The organism is Acinetobacter sp. 1124_18A (assembly GCF_052824995.1).
In genome coordinates, this window is record NZ_VTDF01000001.1 from 247,468 (window position 1) to 273,384 (window position 25,917).

Annotated in this window: 20 protein-coding genes; 15 read left to right on the forward strand and 5 right to left on the reverse strand. The window is 38.4% G+C overall.

The window, feature by feature from the left end:
- Nucleotides 1–45: 45 nt before the first annotated feature.
- Complete coding sequence (gene rapA / locus FY048_RS01170; RefSeq protein WP_446089831.1) at nucleotides 46–2,883, forward strand: RNA polymerase-associated protein RapA; 2,838 nt, start codon at nucleotides 46–48, stop codon at nucleotides 2,881–2,883.
- 57 nt (nucleotides 2,884–2,940) lie between these two features.
- Here the strand turns inward: rapA and FY048_RS01175 are convergent, their stop codons facing one another.
- Both FY048_RS01175 and fabR read right to left on the reverse strand, forming a co-directional pair.
- Complete coding sequence (locus tag FY048_RS01175) at nucleotides 2,941–3,957, reverse strand: AI-2E family transporter (RefSeq protein WP_446089832.1); 1,017 nt, start codon at nucleotides 3,955–3,957, stop codon at nucleotides 2,941–2,943.
- Nucleotides 3,958–4,123: 166 nt separating this feature from the next.
- Nucleotides 4,124–4,819 carry an HTH-type transcriptional repressor FabR gene (gene fabR, locus FY048_RS01180; RefSeq protein WP_016137431.1) on the reverse strand — a complete coding sequence of 232 codons (696 nt, stop codon included), beginning with the start codon at nucleotides 4,817–4,819 and terminating at the stop codon, nucleotides 4,124–4,126.
- Between the two features lie 140 nt (nucleotides 4,820–4,959).
- Between fabR and FY048_RS01185 the strand changes: the two genes are divergently transcribed.
- The gene (locus FY048_RS01185; RefSeq protein WP_446089833.1) at nucleotides 4,960–6,027 is read left to right on the forward strand and encodes a ferredoxin reductase; all 1,068 of its coding nucleotides are present in this window, start codon (nucleotides 4,960–4,962) and stop codon (nucleotides 6,025–6,027) included.
- A 12-nt stretch (nucleotides 6,028–6,039) separates the two neighbouring features.
- On the forward strand, nucleotides 6,040–7,134 hold the full coding sequence (locus FY048_RS01190; protein WP_446089834.1) for a fatty acid desaturase family protein: 1,095 nt from the start codon (nucleotides 6,040–6,042) through the stop codon (nucleotides 7,132–7,134).
- Between the two features lie 64 nt (nucleotides 7,135–7,198).
- Here FY048_RS01190 and FY048_RS01195 read toward each other — a convergent pair whose 3' ends face one another.
- Nucleotides 7,199–7,774, reverse strand: coding sequence for an NAD(P)H-dependent oxidoreductase (locus tag FY048_RS01195; RefSeq protein WP_446089835.1), 576 nt, complete (start codon nucleotides 7,772–7,774; stop codon nucleotides 7,199–7,201).
- 118 nt (nucleotides 7,775–7,892) lie between these two features.
- Here FY048_RS01195 and FY048_RS01200 point away from each other — a divergent pair, with 118 nt between their 5' ends.
- Nucleotides 7,893–8,792: a LysR family transcriptional regulator gene (locus tag FY048_RS01200; protein ID WP_446089836.1), complete on the forward strand. Its 900-nt coding sequence runs from the start codon at nucleotides 7,893–7,895 to the stop codon at nucleotides 8,790–8,792.
- Between the two features lie 43 nt (nucleotides 8,793–8,835).
- Here FY048_RS01200 and FY048_RS01205 read toward each other — a convergent pair whose 3' ends face one another.
- The gene (locus FY048_RS01205) at nucleotides 8,836–9,537 is read right to left on the reverse strand and encodes an SIMPL domain-containing protein (protein WP_446089837.1); all 702 of its coding nucleotides are present in this window, start codon (nucleotides 9,535–9,537) and stop codon (nucleotides 8,836–8,838) included.
- A gap of 466 nt (nucleotides 9,538–10,003) precedes the next feature.
- Between FY048_RS01205 and FY048_RS01210 the strand changes: the two genes are divergently transcribed.
- The 3 genes from FY048_RS01210 (at nucleotide 10,004) to FY048_RS01220 (ending at nucleotide 14,631) form a co-directional block, all read left to right on the forward strand.
- Nucleotides 10,004–11,377: a diaminobutyrate--2-oxoglutarate transaminase gene (locus tag FY048_RS01210; protein ID WP_446089838.1), complete on the forward strand. Its 1,374-nt coding sequence runs from the start codon at nucleotides 10,004–10,006 to the stop codon at nucleotides 11,375–11,377.
- Between the two features lie 2 nt (nucleotides 11,378–11,379).
- Nucleotides 11,380–12,912 (forward strand): pyridoxal phosphate-dependent decarboxylase family protein, encoded by a 1,533-nt coding sequence (locus tag FY048_RS01215; RefSeq protein WP_045125811.1) that lies wholly within the window; start codon nucleotides 11,380–11,382, stop codon nucleotides 12,910–12,912.
- A gap of 288 nt (nucleotides 12,913–13,200) precedes the next feature.
- Nucleotides 13,201–14,631, forward strand: coding sequence for an aldehyde dehydrogenase family protein (locus FY048_RS01220; RefSeq protein ID WP_446089839.1), 1,431 nt, complete (start codon nucleotides 13,201–13,203; stop codon nucleotides 14,629–14,631).
- A 70-nt stretch (nucleotides 14,632–14,701) separates the two neighbouring features.
- Here FY048_RS01220 and FY048_RS01225 read toward each other — a convergent pair whose 3' ends face one another.
- Nucleotides 14,702–15,187 (reverse strand): Lrp/AsnC family transcriptional regulator, encoded by a 486-nt coding sequence (locus tag FY048_RS01225; RefSeq protein ID WP_017387914.1) that lies wholly within the window; start codon nucleotides 15,185–15,187, stop codon nucleotides 14,702–14,704.
- Between the two features lie 134 nt (nucleotides 15,188–15,321).
- Between FY048_RS01225 and FY048_RS01230 the strand changes: the two genes are divergently transcribed.
- The 8 genes from FY048_RS01230 (at nucleotide 15,322) to FY048_RS01265 (ending at nucleotide 25,732) form a co-directional block, all read left to right on the forward strand.
- Nucleotides 15,322–17,043, forward strand: a complete 1,722-nt coding sequence (locus tag FY048_RS01230) for an alpha-keto acid decarboxylase family protein (RefSeq protein ID WP_446089840.1) — start codon at nucleotides 15,322–15,324, stop codon at nucleotides 17,041–17,043.
- A 141-nt stretch (nucleotides 17,044–17,184) separates the two neighbouring features.
- Nucleotides 17,185–18,564, forward strand: a complete 1,380-nt coding sequence (locus FY048_RS01235; RefSeq protein ID WP_004643586.1) for an amino acid permease — start codon at nucleotides 17,185–17,187, stop codon at nucleotides 18,562–18,564.
- A gap of 476 nt (nucleotides 18,565–19,040) precedes the next feature.
- Complete coding sequence (locus FY048_RS01240) at nucleotides 19,041–20,072, forward strand: substrate-binding domain-containing protein (RefSeq protein ID WP_004790863.1); 1,032 nt, start codon at nucleotides 19,041–19,043, stop codon at nucleotides 20,070–20,072.
- A 100-nt stretch (nucleotides 20,073–20,172) separates the two neighbouring features.
- Nucleotides 20,173–21,552, forward strand: a complete 1,380-nt coding sequence (pstC, locus tag FY048_RS01245) for a phosphate ABC transporter permease subunit PstC (protein WP_003650448.1) — start codon at nucleotides 20,173–20,175, stop codon at nucleotides 21,550–21,552.
- On the forward strand, nucleotides 21,549–22,946 hold the full coding sequence (pstA, locus tag FY048_RS01250) for a phosphate ABC transporter permease PstA (protein ID WP_198079634.1): 1,398 nt from the start codon (nucleotides 21,549–21,551) through the stop codon (nucleotides 22,944–22,946). The genes pstC and pstA overlap by 4 nt, the downstream gene beginning before the upstream one ends.
- Before the next feature lie 13 nt (nucleotides 22,947–22,959).
- On the forward strand, nucleotides 22,960–23,862 hold the full coding sequence (pstB, locus tag FY048_RS01255) for a phosphate ABC transporter ATP-binding protein PstB (RefSeq protein WP_003650451.1): 903 nt from the start codon (nucleotides 22,960–22,962) through the stop codon (nucleotides 23,860–23,862).
- A gap of 149 nt (nucleotides 23,863–24,011) precedes the next feature.
- Nucleotides 24,012–24,974 (forward strand): protease SohB, encoded by a 963-nt coding sequence (gene sohB / locus FY048_RS01260; RefSeq protein WP_348949064.1) that lies wholly within the window; start codon nucleotides 24,012–24,014, stop codon nucleotides 24,972–24,974.
- A gap of 140 nt (nucleotides 24,975–25,114) precedes the next feature.
- Complete coding sequence (locus tag FY048_RS01265) at nucleotides 25,115–25,732, forward strand: cytochrome b/b6 domain-containing protein (RefSeq protein ID WP_446089841.1); 618 nt, start codon at nucleotides 25,115–25,117, stop codon at nucleotides 25,730–25,732.
- Nucleotides 25,733–25,917 lie beyond the last annotated feature (185 nt).

Consider the following 25,917-nt stretch of genomic DNA (forward strand, 5'->3'; position numbering starts at 1 on the left):
AGCTAATTTGCATCGTACAATATGTAGTGCGAACTTGAGAGAAAGGTGGAAAAATTGCAGCAGTATGCTATTGGTCAACGTTGGCTATCAGACACAGAAACTGAACTCGGTTTAGGTGTGCTTATTGATGTAGATGAAAGATCTGTCAGCATTTTATTCCCCAAAAGTGATGAGACACGTGTGTATGCACGTAATAATGCTCCACTATCTCGTATCATCTTTAACACAAATGATGAAGTTCAAGATCAAGAAGGCAAGAAGTGGATTGTTGAGTCTGTTGAAGACCGACATGGCGTTTTGCGTTACAACGTTGTTCGTACCTCAGAAAATGGTGAACAAGATCGTAAAGCGCTGAATGAAACACGTATTGGTGCGCAAATTCAGTTGTCGAAACCTTTAGATCGTTTGCTTGCAAGTCAGGTTGACTATAAAGAGTGGTATGACCTGCGTATTGAAGCGATGCTTATGCAAGCACAAATGCAGAATAGCCCTTTACGTGGCATGGTTGGGGCACGTGTTGGTTTAATTCCACATCAGCTTTATATCGCACATGAAGTTGGTAAACGTTTTGCACCTCGTGTTTTACTTGCCGATGAAGTGGGCTTGGGTAAAACAATTGAAGCTGGCTTAATTATCCACCAACAGCTTAAAACTGGTCGCTCAGAACGAATTCTTATTTTAGTCCCTGATTCTCTACAGTATCAGTGGATGATTGAAATGCGCCGTCGTTTTAACTTGCAATTCTCTCTGTTTGATTTAACACGTACCGCATCTATTAAAGAACATGATCCAGAACTTAACCCGTTCTTGACTGAGCAATGCATTATTGCCAGCGTTGATTTGATGGTTGACCATGATGATTTACGTGAGCAAGCAATAGAAGCTGGCTTCGATTTGCTCGTGGTCGATGAAGCACATCATTTGATGTGGAGCGAAGAAGAAGGCGGTAATGACCGTTACGATTTAATTGAAGAGCTAGCTGAAAATACGGCTGGGGTGTTATTGCTTACTGCAACACCTGAACAGCTTGGTGTGGAAAGTCATTTCGCACGTTTACGTTTACTTGATCCGCAGCGTTTTAGCAGTTTAGAGCGCTTCTTAGATGAAGAAACTCAGTATCAGCAGACTGCAAAAATTGCTGAAGTACTCATGTCTGATCAGCCTTTAGCTCCTGAGCATTTATCTGCTTTAGAAGGTTTGTTAGGTCACAGTATTGAAGACCAGCCGGACCAACGCTTTAGAGCCATTCATGAATTATTAGACCGTCATGGTACGGGTCGTATTTTATTTCGTAATACGCGTGAAGCAATTCAAGGCTTCCCAGGGCGTGATTGTCAGCCAGCACCATTACCAGCACCAGAAGATTGGTCAAAAGATGGAAAAATGCGTGAGCAAATGTGGCCTGAAGAAGCACACCTTGATGGTTCATGGATGCAAAATGACCCACGCGTGCTATGGGTAATGGAAATTCTGCGCAGAGATCTTAAGCATAAAAAAGTGCTTTTAATTGCGCGTAGTGGACCCGTTGTTGAAGCTTTAGAAAATGTATTGCGTTTGCATGCAGGCATTCGTACTGCAATGTTCCATGAAGGCATGAGCTTACTTGAACGTGACCAAGCGGCTGCCTATTTTGCTGAAGAAAGCTATGGTGCACAAATTCTACTGTGTTCGGAAATTGGTTCTGAAGGCCGTAATTTTCAATTCGCCAGTGATCTAATTTTATTTGATCTACCAGCTAATCCAGATGTTTTAGAGCAACGTATTGGGCGTCTAGACCGTATTGGTCAAGAAAACCGTATTCAGATTCATGTGCCATATCTTGTGGGAACAGCTCAAGAGCGTATGTTCCGTTGGTACAATGAAGCACTTAATATTTTCAGCAATATTTCACCAACAGCGCAAACGCTGCAAGAAAACTTTATTGTTGAATTGAAAGATTGCTTACTTGCAGACCAAGGTCAAACATTTGAAGATTTGCTTGAAGAAGTGAATGTTCAACGTCAAGCTTTAGAAGCTGAACTTCAAGCGGGTCGAGATCGTTTACTTGAATATAACTCATGTCGTCCTATTGTGGCGCAAGAGATTGTTCAGGCTTTAGAAGATTATGATGACAATACAACGCTACCAATGTTTGTGAAGCGTTTCATGTCATCAACCAATATCGACTTTGATGAGCAAAGTAACGGTACTGTGATTATTCGTCCAACAGACCAAATGCAAGTGCAAGGTTTGGCGCTAGACGAAGAAGGCATGACAGCTACTTTCTATCGTGATCAGGCTCAGCTTCGTGAAGATGCTCAATATTTAACTTTAGAGCATCCATTCATTGAAAGTGTAATGGAAATGATACGTACGCAATCATTTGGTAGTACCAATGTTGCTGTACTTAAATCTAATGCATTAAAGCAGGGGTCAGTATTAATTGAAGTGTGGTTTAAAGTCGATGTAGTTGCGCCTAAGGCGTTGAATCTACCATCTAGCTTACCTAAGCAGTTAATTCGTGTCCTATTAAGCGAAACTGGTCAAGATTTGTCTGAAAAAATTGATCCAGCAATTTTGAAACCATATTTACATCACTTAGATGGCAATAGCTGTCGCCAGGTGGTTAAAGCTCGCCGTGATATCATTGAAGAACGTTATAAACAAGCGTTGGATATTGCAAAAGTTGATTTGCCACAGCTTCAGCAGCAAGCAAAAGAGCATTATGGTAATAAATGGCAATATGAAATTGACCGTTTAACTTATTTAAAACAGTTCAACCCAAGTATTCGTCAAGATGAAATTGACCGTTTACAAAAGCTGCAAAAAGAAGGTTTGAGCTTGCTTGAAGGTTTAACTGTTACACCAGAAGCGATTCAAGTATTAGTTGTGGTTAAACCATAATTAACTTCAAATAAAAAAAGCGCCTAGAGGGCGCTTTTTTTATAGATCTATTTTGAATTAGATGAGACCAGCATCTTTTAATTCTAATTTTAAATATGCATAGAAAATTGGAGCTGCGATTAAACCACCTAAGCCAAAAATTGACTCAAATACCAGCATTGCTAATAAAATCTCCCATGCATTTGCATTAATTTTATGCCCAATAATTTTAGCATTAATAAAATATTCGAGTTTATGAACCAGAATGAGATAGAGCAACGCTGCACCTGCGAGTCCAAGGGAAACCGTAAGAGCGGCAATGAACGTTAATGTATTGGAAATAAGATTACCTAAAATTGGAATCAGTCCAAACATGAAGGTCAAAATAGTAAGAGTTTTGGCAAAAGGAAGGTGGACTCCCCAAAGCGGTAATAAAATAAATGCAAATAAAATAAAGAGCAGCGTATTAATTGCTGAAATTTTTATTTGTGCAAAAACGACATTTTTAAATGAAATTGATAATTTCTGAATACGTTGGATTAGAAGAGATTTAAAAACAGGTTGCGGAGTACGGCGGTGAAAACCATGTATAGCGACCAAAATACCGATAATGAGGCCCATAACCATCGTCACGAAGTTATGCAAAATATCGGAACTGGTATTTTTTAATATGGTCACGTTATCTTTCATAAACGCGAAAATTTCATCTTTTAATTCTGTCACGCTATCGGGAATATAACCCGGAAGATATTTGCTGACTTCAGCTTGTAAATGCAGCAGGGTTTGATCAACTTTGCTGTTGATGTTGTGGATGCCTACACCTTTTAAATCGTGAACAACAAAGCTAATTAAACTTGTAAAGAAAAATGCAATGAGTGAAATTGTAATAATACTTAATAAAATACTAATAAAAATGCGGGCTCTTTGACCATCAATATAACGTTCTACAACCGAGCTTAAGCTAATAATAATTTCATAAATAAGAAAGCCTGCAAAAAAACTTGCTAATAGATGTAATGGGATAACCGAAAGCAAAAAGATGCCCATAAGAATGTAGCTTGCAATCAGACTTTGACGATTATTCAAATTTTGCATGTTGATCCCTGAGATCGTTGGGAATATAGAAAAAAGAGCCAATGGAATAATTATTTATACTCTTGCAAGCTATTCGCTTCAATCGGTGAATTATATTTTTATTGGAAAATAGAGGAGTTAGATGTAAAAATGGCCTGTTCATTAACAAGCCATTCATTAGATCATTTTAACGAATTTCTGCTTTATCCAAATGCCGAGCACCCTCTAAAATCATTCGAATCATAATCATCGTTTGCTCAGCCACTTCCGCACGTTGATGAATTGGAAGATCAATCACTTTGGCGCCCATATGAAACACAAGTTGTGTAATTGCTTTTGCAACCAGTTCAGGGTGATATAGGTGATTGTTGTTTAAGTGCTCTAGACGAATTAAATCTTCTTGCAACTCTTGCTGGAAAAAGTTTAATTGACGATCAACCGCAGCTTTATAAGAGGTAGAACCTGTAAAGCCTTCACGTAGTAATAAACTTAAATTACCTTCATCGGCATCGAGCTGCTGAAGAAAAATATCAACAGAACTGCGAATAATACTTTCTTGTAAGGACGCACGTAGGCGAGCCTGACGGATAATTTTACGTAAAACAATACCTGCACGGTCAATTAAAGAAATTGCTAACTCATCAATATCTTTAAAGTGTCTATAGAAACTATTTGGCGCAATACCAGCTTCTCGTGCTACTTCACGTAAACTTAATGAAGCAATACTTTTTTGTGGGCCAATCAGATTCAGAGCAGCCTGAAAAAGTTCTTCTTTAGTAATTGTCGCTTTTCTTCCCACAGAACGCGTAGCTGTTTTAATTTCAATGACATCTTGTTGTAGAGGTGTGTCATTCAGGTTCTGAGAAAGTGAAGATTGGGTCATGCTGTTCAATATATTTGTAAACTCTTAGGATTATAGCCTTAGAAGCTGAACTTGTGAAATTGTAATTAAAAGTACGGGTGTATATACAAATATATATACATGTGTATAATAATTAAAAAAGAGCGACAGAGCCTCCAGCTATGCAAGCAATCGAAAAGAGAAATTCTCTATTCAATTCATTGACACAAACCATTTTTGATAAAGAAATGGCTAACTTCTGGCTACAAAAAGTTAATCCTTTATGGTCTGTAAAACATGGGCTTGTTCAAATTGTAAAAAAAGAATTTGTCGCTCATGACATGGTAAGTCTTACACTAAAATGTAACCGTTTAGTGAAAATAGGGGTTGCTGGTCAGCATCATCCTGTCATTGTTGAAATTGCTGGTCGTCGTTATGAACGTACTTATAGCTTGACGCAAATTGACGAACAACATTTACGTTTAACGATTAAAAAAGTAGCCGATGGTATCGTCAGTAACTGGTTTATGACTGAAAGCCAAATTGGTGATGTTTTTGAGCTTGGTCAGCCTTATGGCGATATGCAACAAAATATCAAAACACCAAAATTAATTATGCTGGCTGCGGGTAGTGGTATTACCCCAATGTTGAGCTTAATCACTGCAATTAAACAAAGTCAGCAGTTAGATAAAGTTCAAGTACAGCTTTTATATTGGGTAAAACAACGCTCAGATGCAGCTTTTATTGAATACTTTGAAAAAGTTGCTCAGCAATTCCCAAATTTTAGTTATCAGGTTTTCTATACACAAGAAACACCAAATGATGAACGTTTAAATGCAGAGCATTTAGCATTAGTAGACGATTTGGAAAATAGCACTATATATGCGTGTGGACCTTCTGGTTTCGTTTCAACAGTGGAACAGCTTTTTGAAAAAGCACCGACTGTCTTAACAGAAGCTTTTAGCTTAACGCGTGATAGTACGGCTGAAGTTGGTTATGTAAATGTCACATTAACCCAGTCTAATAAGGTTATTGCAATTCCAAAAGGCGAATCAATTTTGGTGAGTCTGGAACATGAAGGCCTCAAGCCAACACACGGCTGCCGTATGGGAATTTGTAATAAGTGCGTTTGTAGTAAAGCTCAAGGTTCTACACGTAATTTACTCAATGGTAGTGAAAATACCGAACCAAGCCAATTACTCAAAATTTGTGTGAACTCAGCACAATCTGATCTAGTTATTGATCTTTAAGAGAGAACTTTTATGAATATGCCAGTGAAAGTCGAATATTTTAAAAATCCTAAAAATCGTGATTTGACGCCAGCAGAACTTGACGCATTTGCAAAAGAGCTTGATCAGATCAAACAAGAAGTATTGGATGATTTGGGTGAGAAAGACGCTAAATATATCCGCCGTGTCTATGCAGCAGTTCGCTACAGTGGCTTTTTAGGCCGAGCATGTTTGTTTGCAGGTTGGTTCCCCCCAGCATGGATTTTAGGAACAGGTCTATTAGGCTTTTCTAAAATTATGGAAAACATGGAACTTGGCCATAACGTTATGCATGGCCAATACGACTGGATGAACGATCCTAAATTCAATGGTCAAACTTACGAATGGGATACCGTCGGTACTTCTGATAACTGGCGTCAAACTCATAACTATAAACATCACACATATACCAACATTAAAGGTATCGATGATGACATTGGTTATGGTTTACTTCGCTTATTCCCAGAGCAACGCTGGAAACCAGGTTTCTTGTTTCAACCAGTTTATAGCATTCCATTTTGCTTATTGTTCCAATGGGGCGTAGCTATTCAGAACCTTGAAATTGGTCGCGTTCTTTATAAGCGTAAGAGCATGGCTAAATTCGTGGAAGAATTAAAACCTGTTAATAAAAAGATTGGTACCCAGCTTTTCAAAGATTACGTTTTTTTCCCATTAATTGCAGGGCCGGCAGCATTACCTGTATTTACTGGAAATCTGGTTGCGAATGGTCTTCGTAATATCTGGACGTTTACGATTATTTTCTGTGGTCACTTTACTAAAGATGCAGAAGTATTTCCAAAGTCTGTTTTACAGGATGAAAGCCGTGGTCACTGGTACATGCGCCAGATTCGTGGTTCGTCAAACTTAAAAGGTTCAGAAGCATTACATATTTTGAGCGGACATTTAAGCCATCAGATCGAGCATCATTTATATCCTGATGTTCCTGCGCGCCGTTATCGCCAAATGGCTCCAAAAGTTGAAGCTGTATGTAAAAAATATGGCCTGAACTATAACAACGCAAGTTTGACTAAACAGTTTGGTCAGGTTGTTGGTCGTATCTTGAAATATGCCTTACCATTTAAAAAATAAGATATTACTTTAACCTCGAAACGCACTACTGATTTTTCAGGAGTGCGTTTTTTTATGGTTAACACTAGCATGAAGAAGTAAGAGGAGCATTATTGAATATACCCCATTGTTCAAACTGCTTTAAAGATAATGAAATTTCTTTTTCAATATCATTTTCATCTAATTGATTTGCATTAAAAACAACATGAGGTGTGTGCCAGATTAATCCGCATCGGCATGCAGTAGCTTTCAAAGGTGCCATCAGCTCATCTAGGGTGAAGCCATTTTGTCCTTGTTTTTGATATGCCGAATTCAAATTGCCAACCGTAACATGTAGGTAAAGTGATTTACCTTCAATATTCTGACCTTCCTGCTCATAAAAAAGATAAAACATCCGCGTTAAAACCGCATCCATCCAAGTTTTGAAAATAGGAGGAACTGAATACCAATAGATAGGGAACTGGAAAATGATGTGTGAAGCAGAGATTAGACGTTGGGCTTCAATTGCGCCGTCTTTCATTATATCTAGAGATCCGTTATATAACTCTTGAATATCGACAATATCGATTTGATTTCGACGCTTTAATGCTTCAACCAAAGCACGATTAACCTTGGACTGATTTAAAGCGGAATGAAAGACCAGTAAAAGTGGCTTATTCATAGTATGTCTCCTTAATTTCTATGATGATTAATCACATGCATAAACAATATTCACATCATAAAAAAAGCAGACCTATAATAAAATTGACTAAATTAATTGAGCAGATGAAAGAATTTTGATGAACAAACAGACTTCTTGGGATGATCAGAAATTCTTTTTAGTGGTTTTAGAAGAGGGGAGTTTCTCGGCAGCCGCTCGTAAATTATGCGTTACCCAACCTACTGTTCGAACACGTATAGAACAGCTTGAAAATCAGTTGGGAACTGTTTTGTTTAGCCGTTCTGTTCATGGCTTGAAACCGACAGAGCATGCTCTAGCTCTTGAACTGCCAGTTCGGGCTATGCAACGTGCTTCTGACCATTTTATGCGTACAGCAAGTGCCCCTCTAAATCTAATTGCAGGCAGTGTACGAGTGAGTGTATCGGAGTTCCTAGGCACGCTTGTTCTGCCTCAAATGCTCTCAAAATTCCGTTCACTTTACCCGGAAGTTAATATCGAAATATCTTTAAACAATGCTTCTGCCAACTTACTAGAGCAAGAAGTTGATCTGGCAATCAGGATGTATCCTCCTGTTCAGGAAGCGCTTGTAGCAAAAAAGGTTGGTGAGGTGCCATTGGGTCTATATGCACATCGAGATTATATACAGCGTAAAGGTTCCCCCATCTGTCTAGCAGATTTAAGTCAGCATGATCTGATAGGACCCGACCGTAATCTTCTTGAAAGAGAAATGATGAGGGTTTTTCTACCTGAAATAAAAAATGAACAATTCAAAATACGCACCGATAGTCATCCTGCTCAGTTCTCAGCAGTTAAAGCTGCTTTGGGAGTAGGTTTTATTCAGTGCCCTATAGCAAATCAATGCCCAGAGCTTGTTCAACTGCTTCCAGACCTAGAGATTCATCGATATGATCTATGGTTGGTCATTCATGAAGACTTTAGACAAATTCCAAAAATCAGAGCGCTTTTTGATTATTTGGCTAAAGCGTTTGCAGAGTATTTGGATGGGGAAGTTAGTTAATAAAAAGCCCAAGCAGTCAGGTGCTTGGGCCAGAAAAGGTAATTTATTTAAATTGAATTGAACCGTTTGCATTCACAGTAATTTTAGACTCACCAGCTGCCATGTCCTGAGCTGGAGCCGCCTCAGCAGCAGCAAACTTAGCCATGCTGGCACGCATTACAGGCTGAGGGAAATAGTTGCTAGTATTTAAGTTTAAGTTAACGAGCGTGTATTGGCTTTTATTCCAGGCTTGAGTCAACATTTGAGCACGTTGTTGAAAGTTTTTAGACGCTTCGACCATCAAATCATTTTCAACTTTTTTACGTTGCTCATCTGAAACTGTAAAATTAATTGATTGAGTTTGGAAGCTTTGTTGCAATTCATTGACTAACTGGCTTGCAGCTTTAAAGTCTTTACTTTCAAGACGAATTTCAGCGCGGCCACGCCATTCTTTTAGCTTATTACTGTCGTTATCGTAAATTGGGTAAGTGCTTTGAGCGCCAGTTTCCACTTTTACTTGCGGATATTTACGAGAAACAGCAAGTGCCTGATTCATCAATTGATTAATCTGATTTGAAAGTTCAGCTGGTTGCTTGTTACTTTTTTCAATATATAAAGTTGCGTGCATTTCATCATTAGAAACTTGACGAGAAGCTTCAGCTTGTACATTCACAATATTATAGTTCAAAGCATTATCATCCTGAGCGAAAACCAAAGGGCTAAGGAGAGAACCTAAAAGAAGGGTTGAAACAGCTAAAGTACGCATAATTTTTTCCTTTAAAAATTAATATAAATTTAATTTTTTTCATTAAGAAATGTTAAACATAAGTTATGCATAACTTTTGCAGATTTTGTGGCGTATTTGTAATATTTAGATCAGTTTTTTTAAATTTTGGTAAATATAAATTCTTTTAAAAATAAATACTTAAAATTAAAGTGTGTCAATGTAACTTAAAAAATCAAAGTAATATAAAAAAAGAATATTTTCTTTAGGTTGTCACATAGTATGATGATAATTCATCTTAACTATTGGGATGATACATTTTTTCAATAAGATTAGATGAGTAAAGTACATAAAAGACGTTTTTTTTCTTGTAAAATTAGGTATCATCGCGCTCCTAGTTACAAGATATAAAATAAGTGTCTTTACTAGTTCTATAAAGCACCGAGTCAAAGGACCAAAAGTCACCAGACTTATTTCTTTCTACCCCTATCAGAGATGGTAATCCGATATGAGCGTTACTTCCGTTAACCCTGCCACTAATGCTACTAACGAATATTATTTGACTCGCCAAAGTCAAATGGAATCAAATGTTCGTAGCTATCCACGTAAATTACCGTTAGCGATAGCGAAAGCACAAGGATGCTGGGTTACTGATGTTGAAGGTACAGAGTACCTTGATTGTTTAGCTGGGGCAGGTACATTGGCTTTAGGTCATAATCATCCTGCGGTGATTCAAAGTATTCAAGATACGTTGGCAAGTGGTTTGCCATTGCATACTTTAGACTTAACCACACCTTTAAAAGATGCATTCACTGAAGCATTGTTAGCATATTTACCTGGTGGTAAAGAAGAATATTGCTTGCAGTTCTGTGGTCCTGCTGGTGCAGACGCAACTGAAGCAGCAATTAAACTTGCTAAGACTTACACTGGCCGTAGTTCAGTGATCAGTTTCTCTGGCGGTTACCATGGTATGACCCATGGTGCACTTGCTATGACTGGTAACTTAAGTGCAAAAAATGCAGTTAACGGTTTAATGCCAGGCGTACAATTCATGCCATATCCGCATGAATATCGCTGCCCACTTGGTTTGGGTGGTGAAGCTGGTGTTGACGCTTTAACTTACTTCTTTGAAAACTTTATCGAAGATGTTGAAAGCGGTGTAACAAAACCGGCTGCTGTTATTCTTGAAGCGATTCAAGGTGAAGGCGGCGTAGTTACAGCTCCAGTAAAATGGTTGCAAAAAATCCGTGAAGTGACTGAAAAGCACAACATCGTTTTAATCTTAGACGAAGTTCAAGCTGGCTTTGCACGTTCAGGCAAAATGTTTGCATTTGAACATGCAGGTATTGAACCTGATGTTGTTGTCATGTCTAAAGCCGTAGGTGGTGGTTTACCACTTGCAGTATTAGGTATTAAACGTAAATTTGATGCTTGGCAACCTGCAGGTCACACCGGTACTTTCCGTGGTAACCAACTTGCTATGGGTACAGGTCTTGTTGTATTAAAAACGATTACTGAACAAAATCTTGCTCAAAATGCGCAAGAACGTGGCGATTATCTACAAGCTGAATTTAAAAAATTAGCTCAAGAATTCCCATGTATCGGTAACGTACGTGGTAGCGGTTTAATGATCGGTGTTGAGATTGTTGACGAGCGTAAGCAAGCTGATCGTATTGGTTCGCTTCCTGCGGATTCACAATTAGCTGCTGCAATTCAAACTGCTTGCTTCAACAATAAATTATTGCTTGAAAAAGGCGGTCGTAACGGCACTGTAATTCGTTTACTTTGTCCGCTTATCATCACTCAAGAAGAGTGTGTTGAAGTAATTGCTCGCTTTAAGAAAGCAATTGCAGAAGCATTGGTTGCAGTACGAGGCGCATAAATATGGTGGATTTTGCAGAACATCGTAAAGCGTTACTCTGCAATGATGCACAATCCATTGCTGACTATGAGTCAGCAATGGGCGAAGCGGTAAAAGCCGTTTCAGCATGGTTGCAAAATGAAAAGATGTACACAGGCGGTAGCATTAAAGAATTGCGTTCAGCGATTTCTTTCCAGCCTTCAAAAGAAGGTATGGGTGTACAAGAATCACTTCAACGTATGATTGAGCTTTTCTTAAATAAAAGCTTAAAAGTACATCATCCGCACTCATTAGCACATTTACATTGTCCAACGATGGTAATGAGCCAGATTGCGGAAGTATTGATCAATGCAACTAACCAGTCTATGGACTCATGGGATCAAAGCCCAGCCGGTTCATTAATGGAAGTTCAGCTCATTGATTGGTTACGCCAAAAAGTAGGTTATGGTTCTGGTCAGGCGGGTGTTTTCACTTCTGGCGGTACTCAATCTAACTTAATGGGTGTATTGCTTGCGCGTGACTGGTGCATTTCGAAAAACTGGAAAGACGAAAACGGTAATCCGTGGTCTGTACAGCGCGATGGTATTCCAGCTGAAGCAATGAAAAACGTCAAAGTCATTTGTTCTGAAAATGCGCATTTCTCTGTGCAAAAGAACATGGCAATGATGGGCATGGGCTTCCAGTCAGTTGTTACTGTTCCTGTGAATGAAAATGCACAGATGGATGTAGATGCTCTCGAAAAAACGATGGCGCATTTGCAATCAGAAGGCAAAGTAGTTGCTTGTGTCGTTGCGACAGCTGGTACTACCGATGCTGGTGCAATTGATCCATTGAAGAAAATCCGTGAAATTACCAATAAATATGGTTCATGGATGCATATCGATGCGGCATGGGGTGGTGCATTAATTCTGTCAACAGACTATCGTGCAATGCTTGATGGTATTGAGTTGTCTGACTCGATTACCCTCGACTTCCATAAGCACTATTTCCAAAGCATTAGCTGTGGCGCATTCTTGTTAAAAGACGAAGCGAACTATCGCTTTATGCACTACGAAGCTGAATATTTGAACTCTGCTTATGACGAAGAACATGGTGTACCAAACCTTGTTTCTAAGTCATTACAAACGACTCGTCGTTTTGATGCATTGAAATTGTGGATGACAATCGAATCACTTGGTGAAGACCTATATGGTTCAATGATTGATCATGGTGTAAAACTTACTCGTGAAGTTGCAGATTACATCAAGGCAACGACAGGCTTAGAGCTTTTAGTTGAACCACAGTTTGCTTCGGTATTGTTCCGTGTTGTACCACAAGGCTATCCAGCTGAGTTGATCGATAGCTTAAACCAAAACGTAGCAGATGAATTGTTTGCTCGTGGTGAAGCAAATATCGGTGTAACAAAAGTTGGTAATGTACAGTCATTGAAAATGACAACATTAAGCCCTGTTGTAACATTCGAAAACGTTAAAAACCTTTTAGGTCAAGTATTGGCTGAAGCTGACCGCATTAAAGATGCGATTGCTTCTGGTAACTATGTACCACCAATCGACTAATTGAGTTGATAACAAAAAAAGCCCGGTTTATTGCCGGGCTTTTTTATTACATATTATTTTTATTAAAAGCGTGTATCAAAAGAGTTATATATGCACAAACCATGCATATTTTTAAAAAACAAAAATAATTATGCATGATTTATGGGGAGCAAATTTCTTATTGTATTGGTATGTTCCCGATATTTTTGGTCGCATTGATATATCTATATCGTACTTACTTTAAATAATCCTGCTTTAACTGAAAATAAAGTAAGTGGCTGTAATTACAATTAAGACAAGGAAGAAGAAATGCAACAAGCGAATATGCTCAATGAATTTAAACTCATTATTGGCGGTCAACTTTGTTCAGGTGAACAAGGTGAACTAGAAATTATTAACCCTGCTACTGGCTTAACGGCTGCCCATTGTGCAAAAGCATCGGTTGAGCAAGTGAATCAAGCAGTGAGTGCGGCTAAACAGGCATCTAAAGCATGGCAAATGGCGTCACACGATGAACGTAAATCAATTTTAAGCAAGATAGCTGACGGTATTGAGAAGCATGCAGAAATGCTCGCAGAGCTGGTTGTGCTTGAACAGGGTAAGCCATTGGCACTCGCGCAAATGGAAGTGCAGGGCGCAATTGGCTGGACTCGTTATGCAGCTGCTATGGATTTACCTGTTGAAATTATCGAAGACAGTGAAGCCAAGCGTATTGAACGTCATCGTCAACCATTAGGTGTAGTGGCTTCAATTACCCCTTGGAACTGGCCACTCATGATTGCGGTCTGGCATATCATGCCTGCATTACGCGCTGGTAACGTTGTCATTAGCAAACCTTCTGAATACACACCACTATCAACTTTGCGTTTATGTGAAATCATTCAGCAAGAAGTTCCGGCTGGTGTTATTTCAATTGTGGTGGGTGCTGGCGAGATTGGTGAAGCACTATCTTCCCATCCTGATGTACAAAAAGTTGTGTTTACGGGTTCAACAAGAACTGGGCAGCACATCATGACGGGTGCAGCTCAACAACTAAAACATTTAACTTTAGAGCTGGGTGGTAATGATGCGGGTATTGTATTACCTGATGCAAATATAGATGAAATTGCAGCTAAGATTTTCAATACTGCATTTTTAAATGCGGGTCAAACGTGTGCTGCGTTAAAACGTTTATATGTACATGAAAGTCAATACGATGCTTTATCCCAAAAATTAGCTGACATTGCCAATGCTCAGATTGTTGGCGATGGAATGGAGCCTTCTACAACATTTGGTCCAGTACAAAACCAAATGCAATATAATAAGGTGAAAGCTCTTATTGCAGAAGCAATTGAACAAGGTGCAAAAGCACTTTCTGGTCAACAGCAATTACCAGAGCAGGGCTACTTTATTGCGCCTACTATTTTGACTGAAGTTTCTGAATCTTGCCGTGTGGTCCAAGAAGAGCAATTTGGTCCAGTGTTACCTATCTTAAAATATACAGATATCAACGATGCAATTGCTCGCGCCAATGATAGTGAATTTGGTTTAGGTGGATCCATTTGGTCTTCTGACATTAAAGCTGCTCAGGTTTACGCTACTCAGCTTCAATGCGGTACTGTTTGGGTCAATACACATGCCGAGGTTCTCCCTCATGCACCTTTTGGTGGCTGGAAAATGTCAGGCTTAGGTGCTGAGTTTGGTTTGGAAGGCTTGCTTGAAAACACGATTGGGCAAACACTACATATTAGTAAAGTCTAAATATTAATTTTAAGGCGGATGATAGATCCGCCTTTTTATTCTAAATTATTTTATTAAAAGCCTAACTTGCTTAAGTCGTGTGATGGTAGCCGTGACTTTTAGGTTTGATCAAAAAATGATTCTGTTCTTTGATTTTTTTAAGAACAATGTAAGACTTTATGTGGCCAATAAAATTATAAGAAAGCAATCTTTCAGTCACAAATTGAGAAAGCTGTTCTAAATTCTCTGCAACTACTTTTAAAATAAAATCAGCATCGCCACTAATTGAAAATGCATCTTGAATGTTATCTTCAGCTTCAATTAATTCTTGAAAAGCCTGCTGAGATTTTGCCTCGTGTGTTCTTAAATTAATGTGAATCATCGCTGTGACTTCCAGTCCTAGCGCTTGTTGCTGGATGCGGGCGGTGTAACCTAAAATTATGCCTTTTTGCTCAAGTAGCTGTCTTCTTCTAGAACATTGGGAAGCAGATAAACCAATTAAATCTCCAACTTCCTGATTGGTGAGCCGTCCATTCTTTTGTAATGCCTGAATGATTTGCCAGTCGAACTTATCCATTGCATAAAATCCTTTTATGATACACAAATCATGTATTTTTATTAAAATGCGTTTTCATTATGCACGAAATCTAAAAGGTAGATGAAATATTATTTTTCTATGGAATAAAAATTGGTCTCAAAGGATATAGAGCAATGTTCATAGAAATCGGTGACTTTTTAAATCTTCGTCTAAAACAAATGGGTATCCAGCATCTCTTTGGTGTACCTGGTGATTTTAACCTCTCATATCTCGAACAAGTTGAAGCAGATCCAGAACTCGAATTTATTGGAAATTGTAATGAATTAAATGCTGCCTATGCAGCAGATGGTTATGCACGAATTAACGGTTTTTCTGCCTTGGCAACCACATATGGGGTAGGTGACTTAAGTGCCATTAATGGCATTGCTGGTGCCTATGCAGAAAATGTGCCTCTTATTCATATTTCTGGTATTCCTCCTTTACATGCAGTTCAAAAAGGTACTTTGATCCACCATACGTTGGTTGATGGTAACTACGACAATATTATGAACTGCATGAAAGAGTTCACAGTTGCTCAAACACGTTTAACTCCGGCAAATGCAGCCTTTGAAATTGACCGTGTATTACGTCAGTGTTTTCTTGATCGCCGCCCTGTACACATTCAATTACCTGGAGATATTACTCACGTTAAAATTGAAGTGTCTGAGCGTCCGCTCAACCTAAGTTATCCAGCTGTTGAACCTGAATTATTGCAAACTGTGGTGAGCAAACTCTGTGACATTATTGCGAATGCGCAAAGCCCAGCACTTCTTATTGATAATGAAGCTTCAGTTTTTGGTGTAACTTCACTTTTAAATGATTTATCTCAAAAATGCTCAATTCCATTTGCTGGTATGAATACTGCAAAAAATATTATGGATGAGGGTTCACCGCGTTACATCGGTACTTATGTGGGTGGGGCAAGCCAGCCACATGTTAAAAATATCATTGAACAATCTGACTGCCTAATTGGTATTGGCGCACGTTTTACAGACGTAGGTTCAGCTGTATTTACTCATCAAATTGCAACTAAGAACTATATTGAAATTAAATCTTATGGTCTGAATATTTTTGGTCAGGATTTTCCAGGCATTGAGATTGGACAATTACTTGTTGAGTTAAATAAAAAAGTTGCACCGCGTAAAGCAACTAAACCTGTTCTTGAAAAACAACCTCAAAAAGCCTTTGAAGCCCCAGCACAACAAAAGCTAAGCCAAGATGTACTTTGGAACTATATTGCAGGTTTTTTAAAAGAAGACGATGTGATTATTGGAGAGGTTGGAACTTCAAACTCAGCTTTATCTGGTTTAAAACTTCCTGCTACAGCTAAATATATTGCTCAGCCACTTTGGGGTTCAATCGGTTATACCTTACCGGCTTTACTTGGTAGTTTGCTAGCTGCTCCTGAACGCCGTCAAATTCTATTTATTGGCGATGGCTCATTCCAGCTTACGGTACAAGAGCTCTCTACAATTATTCGTCACGGTTTAAAACCCATTATTTTCTTGCTGAACAATGGCGGTTACACCATTGAGCGATTAATCATGGGCGAAAACGCTGCCTATAACGATGTACAAAACTGGAAATATACTGAAATTCCAGCCGTATTTAACGGTAAAAAAGGCCATACCACCTATGTGGTTGAAACTGCTGGACAGCTAAAGAGTGTTTTAGACAATGTTCATCAGAATGATCAATTAACGTTTATTGAATTAAAACTACCAGCAATGGATGCGCCGGTGAGTTTGAAAAAATTTGCTTCTGTGATTGCTCGTTTTGATTACGGTGATCGCGGTTACGAAATTTTAAAGGAGCGTTCCCAGCCTATTAAATGTAAGGATGCAAGCTCGTTTTAAATAGAAGACAGGACAAGTCTTCTCAAAAATTAAATGGACTCATATTAAAGCAAACTTATGTCCGAAGGTCGGTTTCTGGCCTTCGGATATGGTGCTGAATAAAGGTGTACAGGAAGTGACACCAACATTGGAGATAATGTTATGGATGCAAACAATAAGCACGAGTTAAAACAAGGCTTATCCAATCGGCATATTCAACTCATCGCACTCGGAGGGGCGATCGGAACAGGGTTATTCTTAGGTCTTTCTCAAACGATTAAACTGGCAGGTCCTTCAATTTTATTGGGATATGCAATTGCTGGAATTATCGCTTTCTTAATTATGCGTCATTTAGGTGAAATGGTTGTTGAAGAACCAGTAAGCGGTTCATTCAGTTATTTTGCCAATAAGTACTGGGGCAAAATGGCTGGTTTTATGTCTGGCTGGAACTACTGGGTGTTGTATGTACTGGTAAGCATGGCTGAACTCAGTGCAATTGGAACCTTCATTCAGTTTTGGTGGCCTGAAATTCCCACTTGGCTGACTGCCTTATTTTTCTTTATTTTAATTAACGGCATTAACTTGGTAAATGTCCGCTTTTTTGGGGAATCCGAATTCTTATTTTCCTGCATTAAGATTGTTGCAATTTTAAGCATGATTGGTTTTGGTACCTATCTCTTATTTACAGGTTCTGCTGGTCCGCAAGCAGGTATTGCAAATTTATGGCAACACGGTGGTTTCTTTCCGCACGGAATTCACGGTTTTGTCATGGCTTTGGCTGTCATTATGTTTGCATTTGGTGGCTTAGAATTAATTGGTATTGCTGCGGCTGAAACTAAAAAACCTGAAACGACTATTCCAAAAGCAGTCAACCAGATTGTTTACCGTATTTTAATTTTCTATATCGGTGCGATTGGGATCTTACTGTGCCTTTACCCTTGGAATATGGTTGCAGAAGGCGGTAGCCCATTTGTAATGATTTTCCAGTCATTAAATAGTAATGGTGTTGCGAACGTTTTAAACTTTGTGGTCTTGATTGCTGCCATTTCAGTTTATAACAGTTGTATTTATTGTAATAGCCGCATGTTGCATGGTTTAGCAGAGCAGGGTAATGCCCCAGCTATCTTGAAGAAAGTAAACAGTCGAGGCATTCCAGTTCCAGCAGCAGTAGTATCTGCATCAATCACAGCAATATGTGTGGTTGTGAACTATCTGATTCCAGGTCAAGCTTTTCAGCTCTTTATGATGCTTGTTGTGGCTGCACTTGTCATTAACTGGCTCATGATTTCAGTGACTCATTTGAAATTCACTAAAGCAATGAAATTGCAAAAACGTCAAACCAAATTCCAAAGCATTCTTAGCCCATGGAGTAATTATTTAACCATTAGCTTTGTATGCTTTATTCTTATTATTATGGCAATGACGCCAGATATGAGACTTGCTGTTATTTTAGGTCCAATTTGGTTGGCTGTTTTAGCGCTTACGTATTTCTTAAAATATCGTAAAAAAATGGTTGCGATGCCAGAAGTACAATCGAGTTGATCGTTTAAATTGACAATGATATTGCGGTTACCTGACTTAGAGTAGGTAACCCTTTATCTTTTGTCATATTATTTTCATGTTACAAAGAAATTATTATTTTTAGAAATATTTTAATAAAAACGTCCTTAATCAAAAAATATTTTAATCATTAAACTAAAGATAACTAAATTATCGTTTTTTAATACATTTATAACATCTTTGTTTTTTATATTTTATAAATACAAAAATCTTATATTTTTAACGAGTGTAATAATACAGACTAATATACAAGGTAAAATACCCACTAGGATTGAATTAAATATTTGATAATAGATAAAAAATAATAATGTGACAATTAACAATATCGAAATCATTAAAGCGTCATCATACTGTAACTTAATTGTCATATTTTCTATTCACAATGCAGCTATCGAAGAGCGTACAAGCACTCAACAAAAAGTGACGTACAACCTATTGCATTAATGAGAGAGAACAGAATGCGCTTAAATCCACGTCAAATCGCAATTGCGTTAGCAGTAACTGGGGCAGCTGTAACAACGACTGCAAATGCAGCTCGTGATACGATTCAAATTGCTGGTTCTTCAACTGTATTACCATTTGCCAGCGTTGTAGCTGAAGAGTTTGGTAATACTTTTCCTCAATTTAAAACTCCTGTAGTTGGTTCTGGCGGTTCTTCTGCTGGTTTAAAACAATTCTGTCAAGGCGTTGGCGATAACACAATCGACGTTGCAAACGCTTCTCGTAAAATTAAAAGCACTGAAATTGAAGCTTGTAACAAAGCTGGTGTAAAACAAATTCAAGAAATCAAAATTGGTTACGACGGTATCGTATTTGCGTCTAACTCACACAAAGCAGCTTATAAATTAAAACCTTACCATGTGTTTGCTGCTTTAGCTGCACAGTTACCTTCAAAAGGTAAATTGGTTCCAAACCCATATACAAACTGGAACCAGATTGATAAATCTCTTCCAAATGAGCCAATTACACTTGTAATTCCTGCATCTAACCACGGTACTCGTGAAGTTTTCCAAGAGAAAATGGTTGATGCTGGTTGCGAATCTTATGAATACTTCAAGAATCTAGATAAAGATGCTCAGAAGAAAGCATGTTCTACTTTCCGTAAAGATGGTCGTGTAATTGAAATTGCTGGTGACTACACAGAAACATTGGCTCGCTTAAAGACTTCTCCAAGTGCAGTAGGTGTGTTTGGTTTAAGTTTCTATGATATGAACCGTGACAAGTTACGTGTAGCGACAGTAAACAATGTTGTTCCTTCTGAGAAAACTGTATTGAACGGTACATACCCTGTATCTCGTCCATTGTTCTTCTACGTGAAAGGCGAACATTTAAAATCAGTTAAAGGCTTACCGCAATATGTAGAATATTTCGTAAGCAAGAAAGCAACAGGTAAAGGTTCTAAAGCTGAGCGTGATGGCTTAATCGCAATGTCTGATGCTGAACGTGCAAAAGTTTTGGCTGACTTTAAAGCAGGTAAAACTGTTAAATAAGTTAGTTTGAATGAGGGCTGGTGATCTTGAGAGTTCATCAGCCTTTTTGTCTAACTTGTTTTTTCCAAATTATGACAATTGAGAAAACAGTGGAGAGTACATGAATCTGCTACTTATCGGTGTGTTGTTGGCCCTTGTGGCAATCGCATATCAACTTGGGCTAAGAAAGAGCCGTAGCCTAGCAGGTAAGGGAAGCAACTCGGCGACGTTACATTCTCGTCCTGGTTATTATGGTGCACTGGTTGGACTTTGGTGCGGTATCCCTGCTTTTTTAATTCTGATCATTTGGAGCTTGGTTGAACCAAGTATTTTAAACCATATTATTTTTAATAATATTCCTGCGTCTATAAGTGCTTCACTTGATGAGGCTGGCAGAAGTGTATTAGTTGACCGTGTTCAAGCCATTGCTTCAGGTTTTGGGGTAAGTGACAAACCGGCAGCCTATGAATTAGCGGCTGCTCAACAGTTCGCAAAATTTCAAACCATTGGCTCTTTTGCCAAATTCGCTGTTGTCGTTTGTGCAGCTTTATTGGGGTTAGTTTGGGCAAAGAAAAAAATTAATCAACAATATCGTGCGCGTAACCAAGTTGAACGTGCCATTAATGTTGCTTTGATTTTATGTTCTGGCGTTGCGATTTTAACAACCATCGGTATTGTGATGTCGATGTTTGGCGAAGCAATGCACTTCTTCCGTTTTGTAAGCCCACTTGATTTCTTCTTTGGGACAGAGTGGAACCCAGGCTTTAGTACTTCAGGTAATGTTGAAGGTAGTTATGGTTTACTGCCATTACTTTGGGGCACACTCATGGTCAGCGGCATCGCCTTATTGGTTGCTGTACCTGTAGGACTCATGATTGCTATTTATTTAGCTGAATATGCTTCGCCATGGTTACGTTCATGGGCAAAACCAACAATTGAAGTTTTAGCGGGTATTCCAACAATTGTTTATGGTGTTTTTGCCATGATGGTTATTGGACCATTTTTCAAGACAGCTGGTGCTTATGTGGGTCTTGAAATTAACGCGACCAGTGCTTTAACTGCTGGTTTCGTGATGGGGATTATGATTATCCCGTTTGTTTCTTCTTTATCAGACGACATTATTACCCAAGTACCTCGTGCATTACGTGACGGTTCTTTAGGACTTGGAGCAACTAAGTCTGAAACAATTCGTCAAGTCGTTTTACCCGCTGCGTTACCAGGTATTACGGGCGCCTTTTTATTAGCTGTCTCTCGTGCCGTAGGGGAAACCATGATCGTGGTTTTGGCCGCAGGGAATAGTCCACTTTTACATGCAAATCCATTTGAAGCTGTTTCGACAGTGACCGTTACGATCGTAAAACAGTTAACAGGTGATACTGACTTTGCCAGCCCACAAGCTTTGGTTGCATTCGCGTTAGGTCTAACACTCTTTGTGATTACCTTATGTTTAAACATTGTTGCACTGTACATTGTGCGTAAATACCGTGAGCAATACGAATGAGTACATCAAATACATCGTCTCCTATGGATCAGAACGTATTTGATCCAAAAGTTGCTGCTGAATTAAGTGAACGACGTAAACAAGTCATCGAAAAATCTTTGGCTAAACGTCATCGTAAAGAAAAAGCTTTTCGTTATGCTGGGTTCTCGGCAGTCGTAATTGGACTTGCATTCGTTGCACTATTGTTTAGCAGTATTTTGGCAAAAGGTTTACCTGCTTTTTGGCAAACGAGTATGAATGTTCCAATTTACTTTGATCCGAAAGTGATTGATGCAGGTCCGGTGCCTGTTCGTGGGCAGGGGGAAACACCTGCACATTATCAAGAGCGTTATATCGACTGGCAAACCAAAATGGGTATGGTCGATTGGGATGGCATTATTGTAAATGGAATGATTGCCAAAGACCCTGCACTTGCTAGCCAGCGTGATTACTTAAGTAGTCTTTATGCAAGTTCAGAGGCTTATCGTTTACGTGATATGGTTTTTGCGAACCCATCACTCATTGGTAAGAAAGAAAATCTTAATTTCTTGGGCGATGCCAATGTCGATGTCTGGTTAAAAGGTAATATTGATCGTTCATTACCAGATGATCAGCAACAGCTTGATCCGGAAGTGCGTAAACTTGCAGATGAGCTAAAAGCAAAAGGTGTTCTTGAAAATACGTTCAATTTGAACTTGTTTAAGAATCCAGACTCGCGTAGTTCACCAGCAATTAGTGGTCTTGCAGGTGCATTCATGGGGTCATTATTCATGATGCTGATTGTGATCATTATTGCAATTCCAATTGGCGTTGCCAGCGCAATCTATCTTGAAGAATTTGCTCCAAAGAATTTTATTACAGACATTATTGAAGTCAACATCAATAACCTTGCTGCTGTTCCTTCAATTGTGTTTGGTTTACTCGGTGCAGCAATTTTTATTGGCTGGATGCATTTGCCTTTATCTGCTCCGTTAGTGGGTGGTTTAGTTCTCAGTTTAATGACATTACCAACAGTCATTATTACTACTCGTGCTTCATTAAAAGCAGTACCACCTTCTATTCGACAAGCTGCACTTGGTTTGGGAGCTTCTAAATTTCAGACCATTTTCCACCACGTTTTACCATTAGCTTTGCCAGGCATTATGACCGGCGCAATTATTGGCGTTGCTCACGCACTTGGTGAAACAGCACCTTTACTTTTAATCGGAATGAGTGCATTCGTTGCAAGTATTCCAACAACCCCATTTGATCAAGCAACAGCGTTACCTGTCCAAGTTTACTTATGGCAAGGTAATGAGTTGCGTAACTTCTTCGAAGGCCGTACTGCCGCTGCGATTATCGTACTCCTTGCATTAATGATTGGTTTAAACAGTCTTGCAATTTGGTTACGTAAAAAGTTCGAAGTGCGTTGGTAATAGAGGATAAATCATGAATACTATTGATATTACGAATTCCTTAGAAAAGGATAAGTTAGTGAACACTGAACAATCTCAATTTACAGATAAATCGCAAAATCATGGCACTTCGTATGTTTCGCATTTTGAACCACATACTTCAAAAAAGCAGAACTCAACCGAAATCAAAATTAGTGCACAAGATGCCCATGTTTATTATGGTGATTTTGAAGCGATTAAGGGTATTGACCTCGATATTTACCAAAACGAAGTTATTGCTTTTATTGGACCGTCAGGTTGTGGTAAATCTACCTTTCTTCGTACGATAAACCGTATGAATGACACCATTGATGGTTGTCGTGTAACAGGTAAGATTACACTTGATAACCACAATATTTATGACCCAAACCTTGATGTCGTATTATTGCGTGCTCAGGTAGGTATGGTGTTCCAGAAGCCAAATCCATTCCCTAAAACTATTTTTGATAACGTAGCTTATGGTCCTAAACTTCATGGTCTAGCACGTGATAAATATGATCTTGAAGAAATTGTTGAAAATAGTTTGCGTAAAGCGGGTTTATGGGACGAAGTGAAAGATCGTTTGAATCAACCGGGTACTGGTTTGTCAGGTGGTCAGCAGCAACGTTTATGTATTGCACGTACGATTGCAGTAAGTCCAGAAGTCATTTTAATGGATGAGCCATGTTCTGCGCTTGACCCAATTGCTACAGCAAAAATTGAAGAATTGATTTCTGAATTGTCGAATCAATATACAATTGTAATTGTGACTCACTCTATGCAACAAGCAGCACGTGTTTCAGATCGTACTGCCTATTTCCATTTAGGTGATTTGATCGAAGTCAACTCAACTGAAAAAGTCTTTACTCAACCTGACCATCAGTTGACGGAAGCCTATATTACTGGACGCTTCGGTTAATTAGTAATTGATATAAGAAAAAGAGCCATGTGCTCTTTTTTTTTATTTTATAAATGAAAATGACTCTATTTTGCAAAATCGCTATTGAATTTTAATCAAAAGGACCACATCTTAAGGCTATAAAAGATAACTTATGAGCTTAGAATTTTATGTTATTCCATTTGCCTAAACTCCCTGCAGAAATACGTGTTAGTCATTTAAATGCACGTGTAAATGAACAGAGAAAAAAAATTGCACAAACTACTGCAAGCCGTTTAGAACTTTTACAATTGGCTCAACAACTTGCTAAAGAAGCTAAAATCCGCCGTAAAAATAATCAGAAAATCTTTGTGTTGGATTTTAAAGGTGATATTCAAGCTTCAGCAGTTGAAAACATACGAGAAGAAATTACTCTCATTTTAGCAACTGCTAAAGCAGGGCGTGACCGCGTTGTAGTTCGCCTTGAAAGCCCCGGCGGCATGGTACATGGTTATGGTCTAGCAGCAGCTCAATTGGTGCGCTTACGCGATGCAGGGTTCCATCTGACTATCTGTGTAGACAAAGTAGCAGCGAGTGGCGGCTATATGATGGCATGTATCGCAAATGAAATTATTACTGCTCCATTTGCTATTGTGGGTTCAATTGGTGTTGTTGCTCAAGTTCCAAATTTTAATCGCCTTTTAAAAGAACATAATGTTGATTTTGAGCTTTATACAGCAGGGCAATATAAGCGTACTGTGACTATGTTTGGCGAAAATACCCCAGAAGGTAAAGCAAAGTTTGAAGAAGAGCTTCAACAGACTCATGTGTTATTTAAGCACTTTGTAGAAAAGTATCGACCACAGCTTAATGTTGATAAAGTCGCTACAGGTGAACATTGGTATGGTGAAGATGCGCTTAATCTTAACCTTGTTGATAAATTACAAACATCTGATGAGTATCTATTAGCTTTATTAGCACAGCATGATGTCTATGTGATTAACACTCGTAGAAAAGCGACCTTAGGTGAAAAGTTGGGTTTGCAAGCGGCACAAATGGCAGATAGTTTGATTCCAGCTGTAATGAATAAAGTGGTAGATAGCTTGGCGAAAGCTAATTCAACTTTAGTTCAACTACGCGATAGTAGATTTTAATTAAGCTAAATTTTTTGAAATAGAGAGTACCTGCATGGGTGCTCTTTTTTTTATGTGAGTGATGAAAGAAATTTGATTAATATTTGTTTAAGTTTCAATTGTAAAAGTTATAGTTAACTTTTCACTTTTGAGCTTCTGTGATGTCAAAAACATGGTCACACATTGATATTCTAATACGCATTTTACATATAATTATTATGCTTGGCTTTATTGGTGCTTATTTTACAGGAGATAATGAAGATCTACACCAAGTCCACATGATGTTTGGTTACATACTTCTGATTAGTATTACCGCGCGAGTGATCTGGCATTTTGTAAGCCCACGTATTTCAAGTACCACACCGTTTGGTATTAAAAAGCGAAGTAACATAGCAATAAATGCGATTAAAAAATCTTTGAGTCATGCAAATTTAAAGAATATTTTTTCTAAAAATTCAATTCATTCAATCAGTGTTGCACTTTTTCAAGTTTCAATTGTACTTATTTTTCTCGTGATTCCCATTGTGGTAGGACTAGGGTATGCGACTGAGCATGTTAATTTTTCTTTGAAAGACTTACATGAATTTTTTGCAAACTTGTTTTTAGCTTTGGTTTTGTTACATGTTTCAACTCTTATTCTAAATAGCATTTTCGCAAAACGTTTTCAGGGCTGGAGCATGCTAAAAATCACCTTATCAGATACGAAAATAACTAAATTGGCTGCATTATTTCTTTTGATTGTGATAGGCACTTTTAGCTTCTTTTACTTACGAATGTAAATGATGGCCTTAATATATGAGAAATTTAGTAAATATTCGAACAGGGCGATATTTAAGGTTGATATGAATTTTATGGGGGAGTAGATATTTTAATTAAAAGTCAAAAATAATTATTGATAAACATACTTTTTGAATTGTGATAAACACATGGTTTTGATATTTTAAACAGCAATAAAATAGCTTTT

What these genes read in the sequence shown, in the direction of transcription:
- FY048_RS01175 (WP_446089832.1), bottom strand. Translation starts at nt 3,957, where the DNA reads ATGCAAAATTTGAATAATCGTCAAAGTCTGATTGCAAGCTACATTCTT.
- fabR (WP_016137431.1), bottom strand. Translation starts at nt 4,819, where the DNA reads ATGACCCAATCTTCACTTTCTCAGAACCTGAATGACACACCTCTACAA.
- FY048_RS01185 (WP_446089833.1), top strand. Translation starts at nt 4,960, where the DNA reads ATGCAAGCAATCGAAAAGAGAAATTCTCTATTCAATTCATTGACACAA.
- FY048_RS01190 (WP_446089834.1), top strand. Translation starts at nt 6,040, where the DNA reads ATGAATATGCCAGTGAAAGTCGAATATTTTAAAAATCCTAAAAATCGT.
- FY048_RS01195 (WP_446089835.1), bottom strand. Translation starts at nt 7,774, where the DNA reads ATGAATAAGCCACTTTTACTGGTCTTTCATTCCGCTTTAAATCAGTCC.
- FY048_RS01200 (WP_446089836.1), top strand. Translation starts at nt 7,893, where the DNA reads ATGAACAAACAGACTTCTTGGGATGATCAGAAATTCTTTTTAGTGGTT.
- FY048_RS01205 (WP_446089837.1), bottom strand. Translation starts at nt 9,537, where the DNA reads ATGCGTACTTTAGCTGTTTCAACCCTTCTTTTAGGTTCTCTCCTTAGC.
- FY048_RS01210 (WP_446089838.1), top strand. Translation starts at nt 10,004, where the DNA reads ATGAGCGTTACTTCCGTTAACCCTGCCACTAATGCTACTAACGAATAT.
- FY048_RS01215 (WP_045125811.1), top strand. Translation starts at nt 11,380, where the DNA reads ATGGTGGATTTTGCAGAACATCGTAAAGCGTTACTCTGCAATGATGCA.
- FY048_RS01220 (WP_446089839.1), top strand. Translation starts at nt 13,201, where the DNA reads ATGCAACAAGCGAATATGCTCAATGAATTTAAACTCATTATTGGCGGT.
- FY048_RS01225 (WP_017387914.1), bottom strand. Translation starts at nt 15,187, where the DNA reads ATGGATAAGTTCGACTGGCAAATCATTCAGGCATTACAAAAGAATGGA.
- FY048_RS01230 (WP_446089840.1), top strand. Translation starts at nt 15,322, where the DNA reads ATGTTCATAGAAATCGGTGACTTTTTAAATCTTCGTCTAAAACAAATG.
- FY048_RS01235 (WP_004643586.1), top strand. Translation starts at nt 17,185, where the DNA reads ATGGATGCAAACAATAAGCACGAGTTAAAACAAGGCTTATCCAATCGG.
- FY048_RS01240 (WP_004790863.1), top strand. Translation starts at nt 19,041, where the DNA reads ATGCGCTTAAATCCACGTCAAATCGCAATTGCGTTAGCAGTAACTGGG.
- pstC (WP_003650448.1), top strand. Translation starts at nt 20,173, where the DNA reads ATGAATCTGCTACTTATCGGTGTGTTGTTGGCCCTTGTGGCAATCGCA.
- pstA (WP_198079634.1), top strand. Translation starts at nt 21,549, where the DNA reads ATGAGTACATCAAATACATCGTCTCCTATGGATCAGAACGTATTTGAT.
- pstB (WP_003650451.1), top strand. Translation starts at nt 22,960, where the DNA reads ATGAATACTATTGATATTACGAATTCCTTAGAAAAGGATAAGTTAGTG.
- sohB (WP_348949064.1), top strand. Translation starts at nt 24,012, where the DNA reads ATGTTATTCCATTTGCCTAAACTCCCTGCAGAAATACGTGTTAGTCAT.
- FY048_RS01265 (WP_446089841.1), top strand. Translation starts at nt 25,115, where the DNA reads ATGTCAAAAACATGGTCACACATTGATATTCTAATACGCATTTTACAT.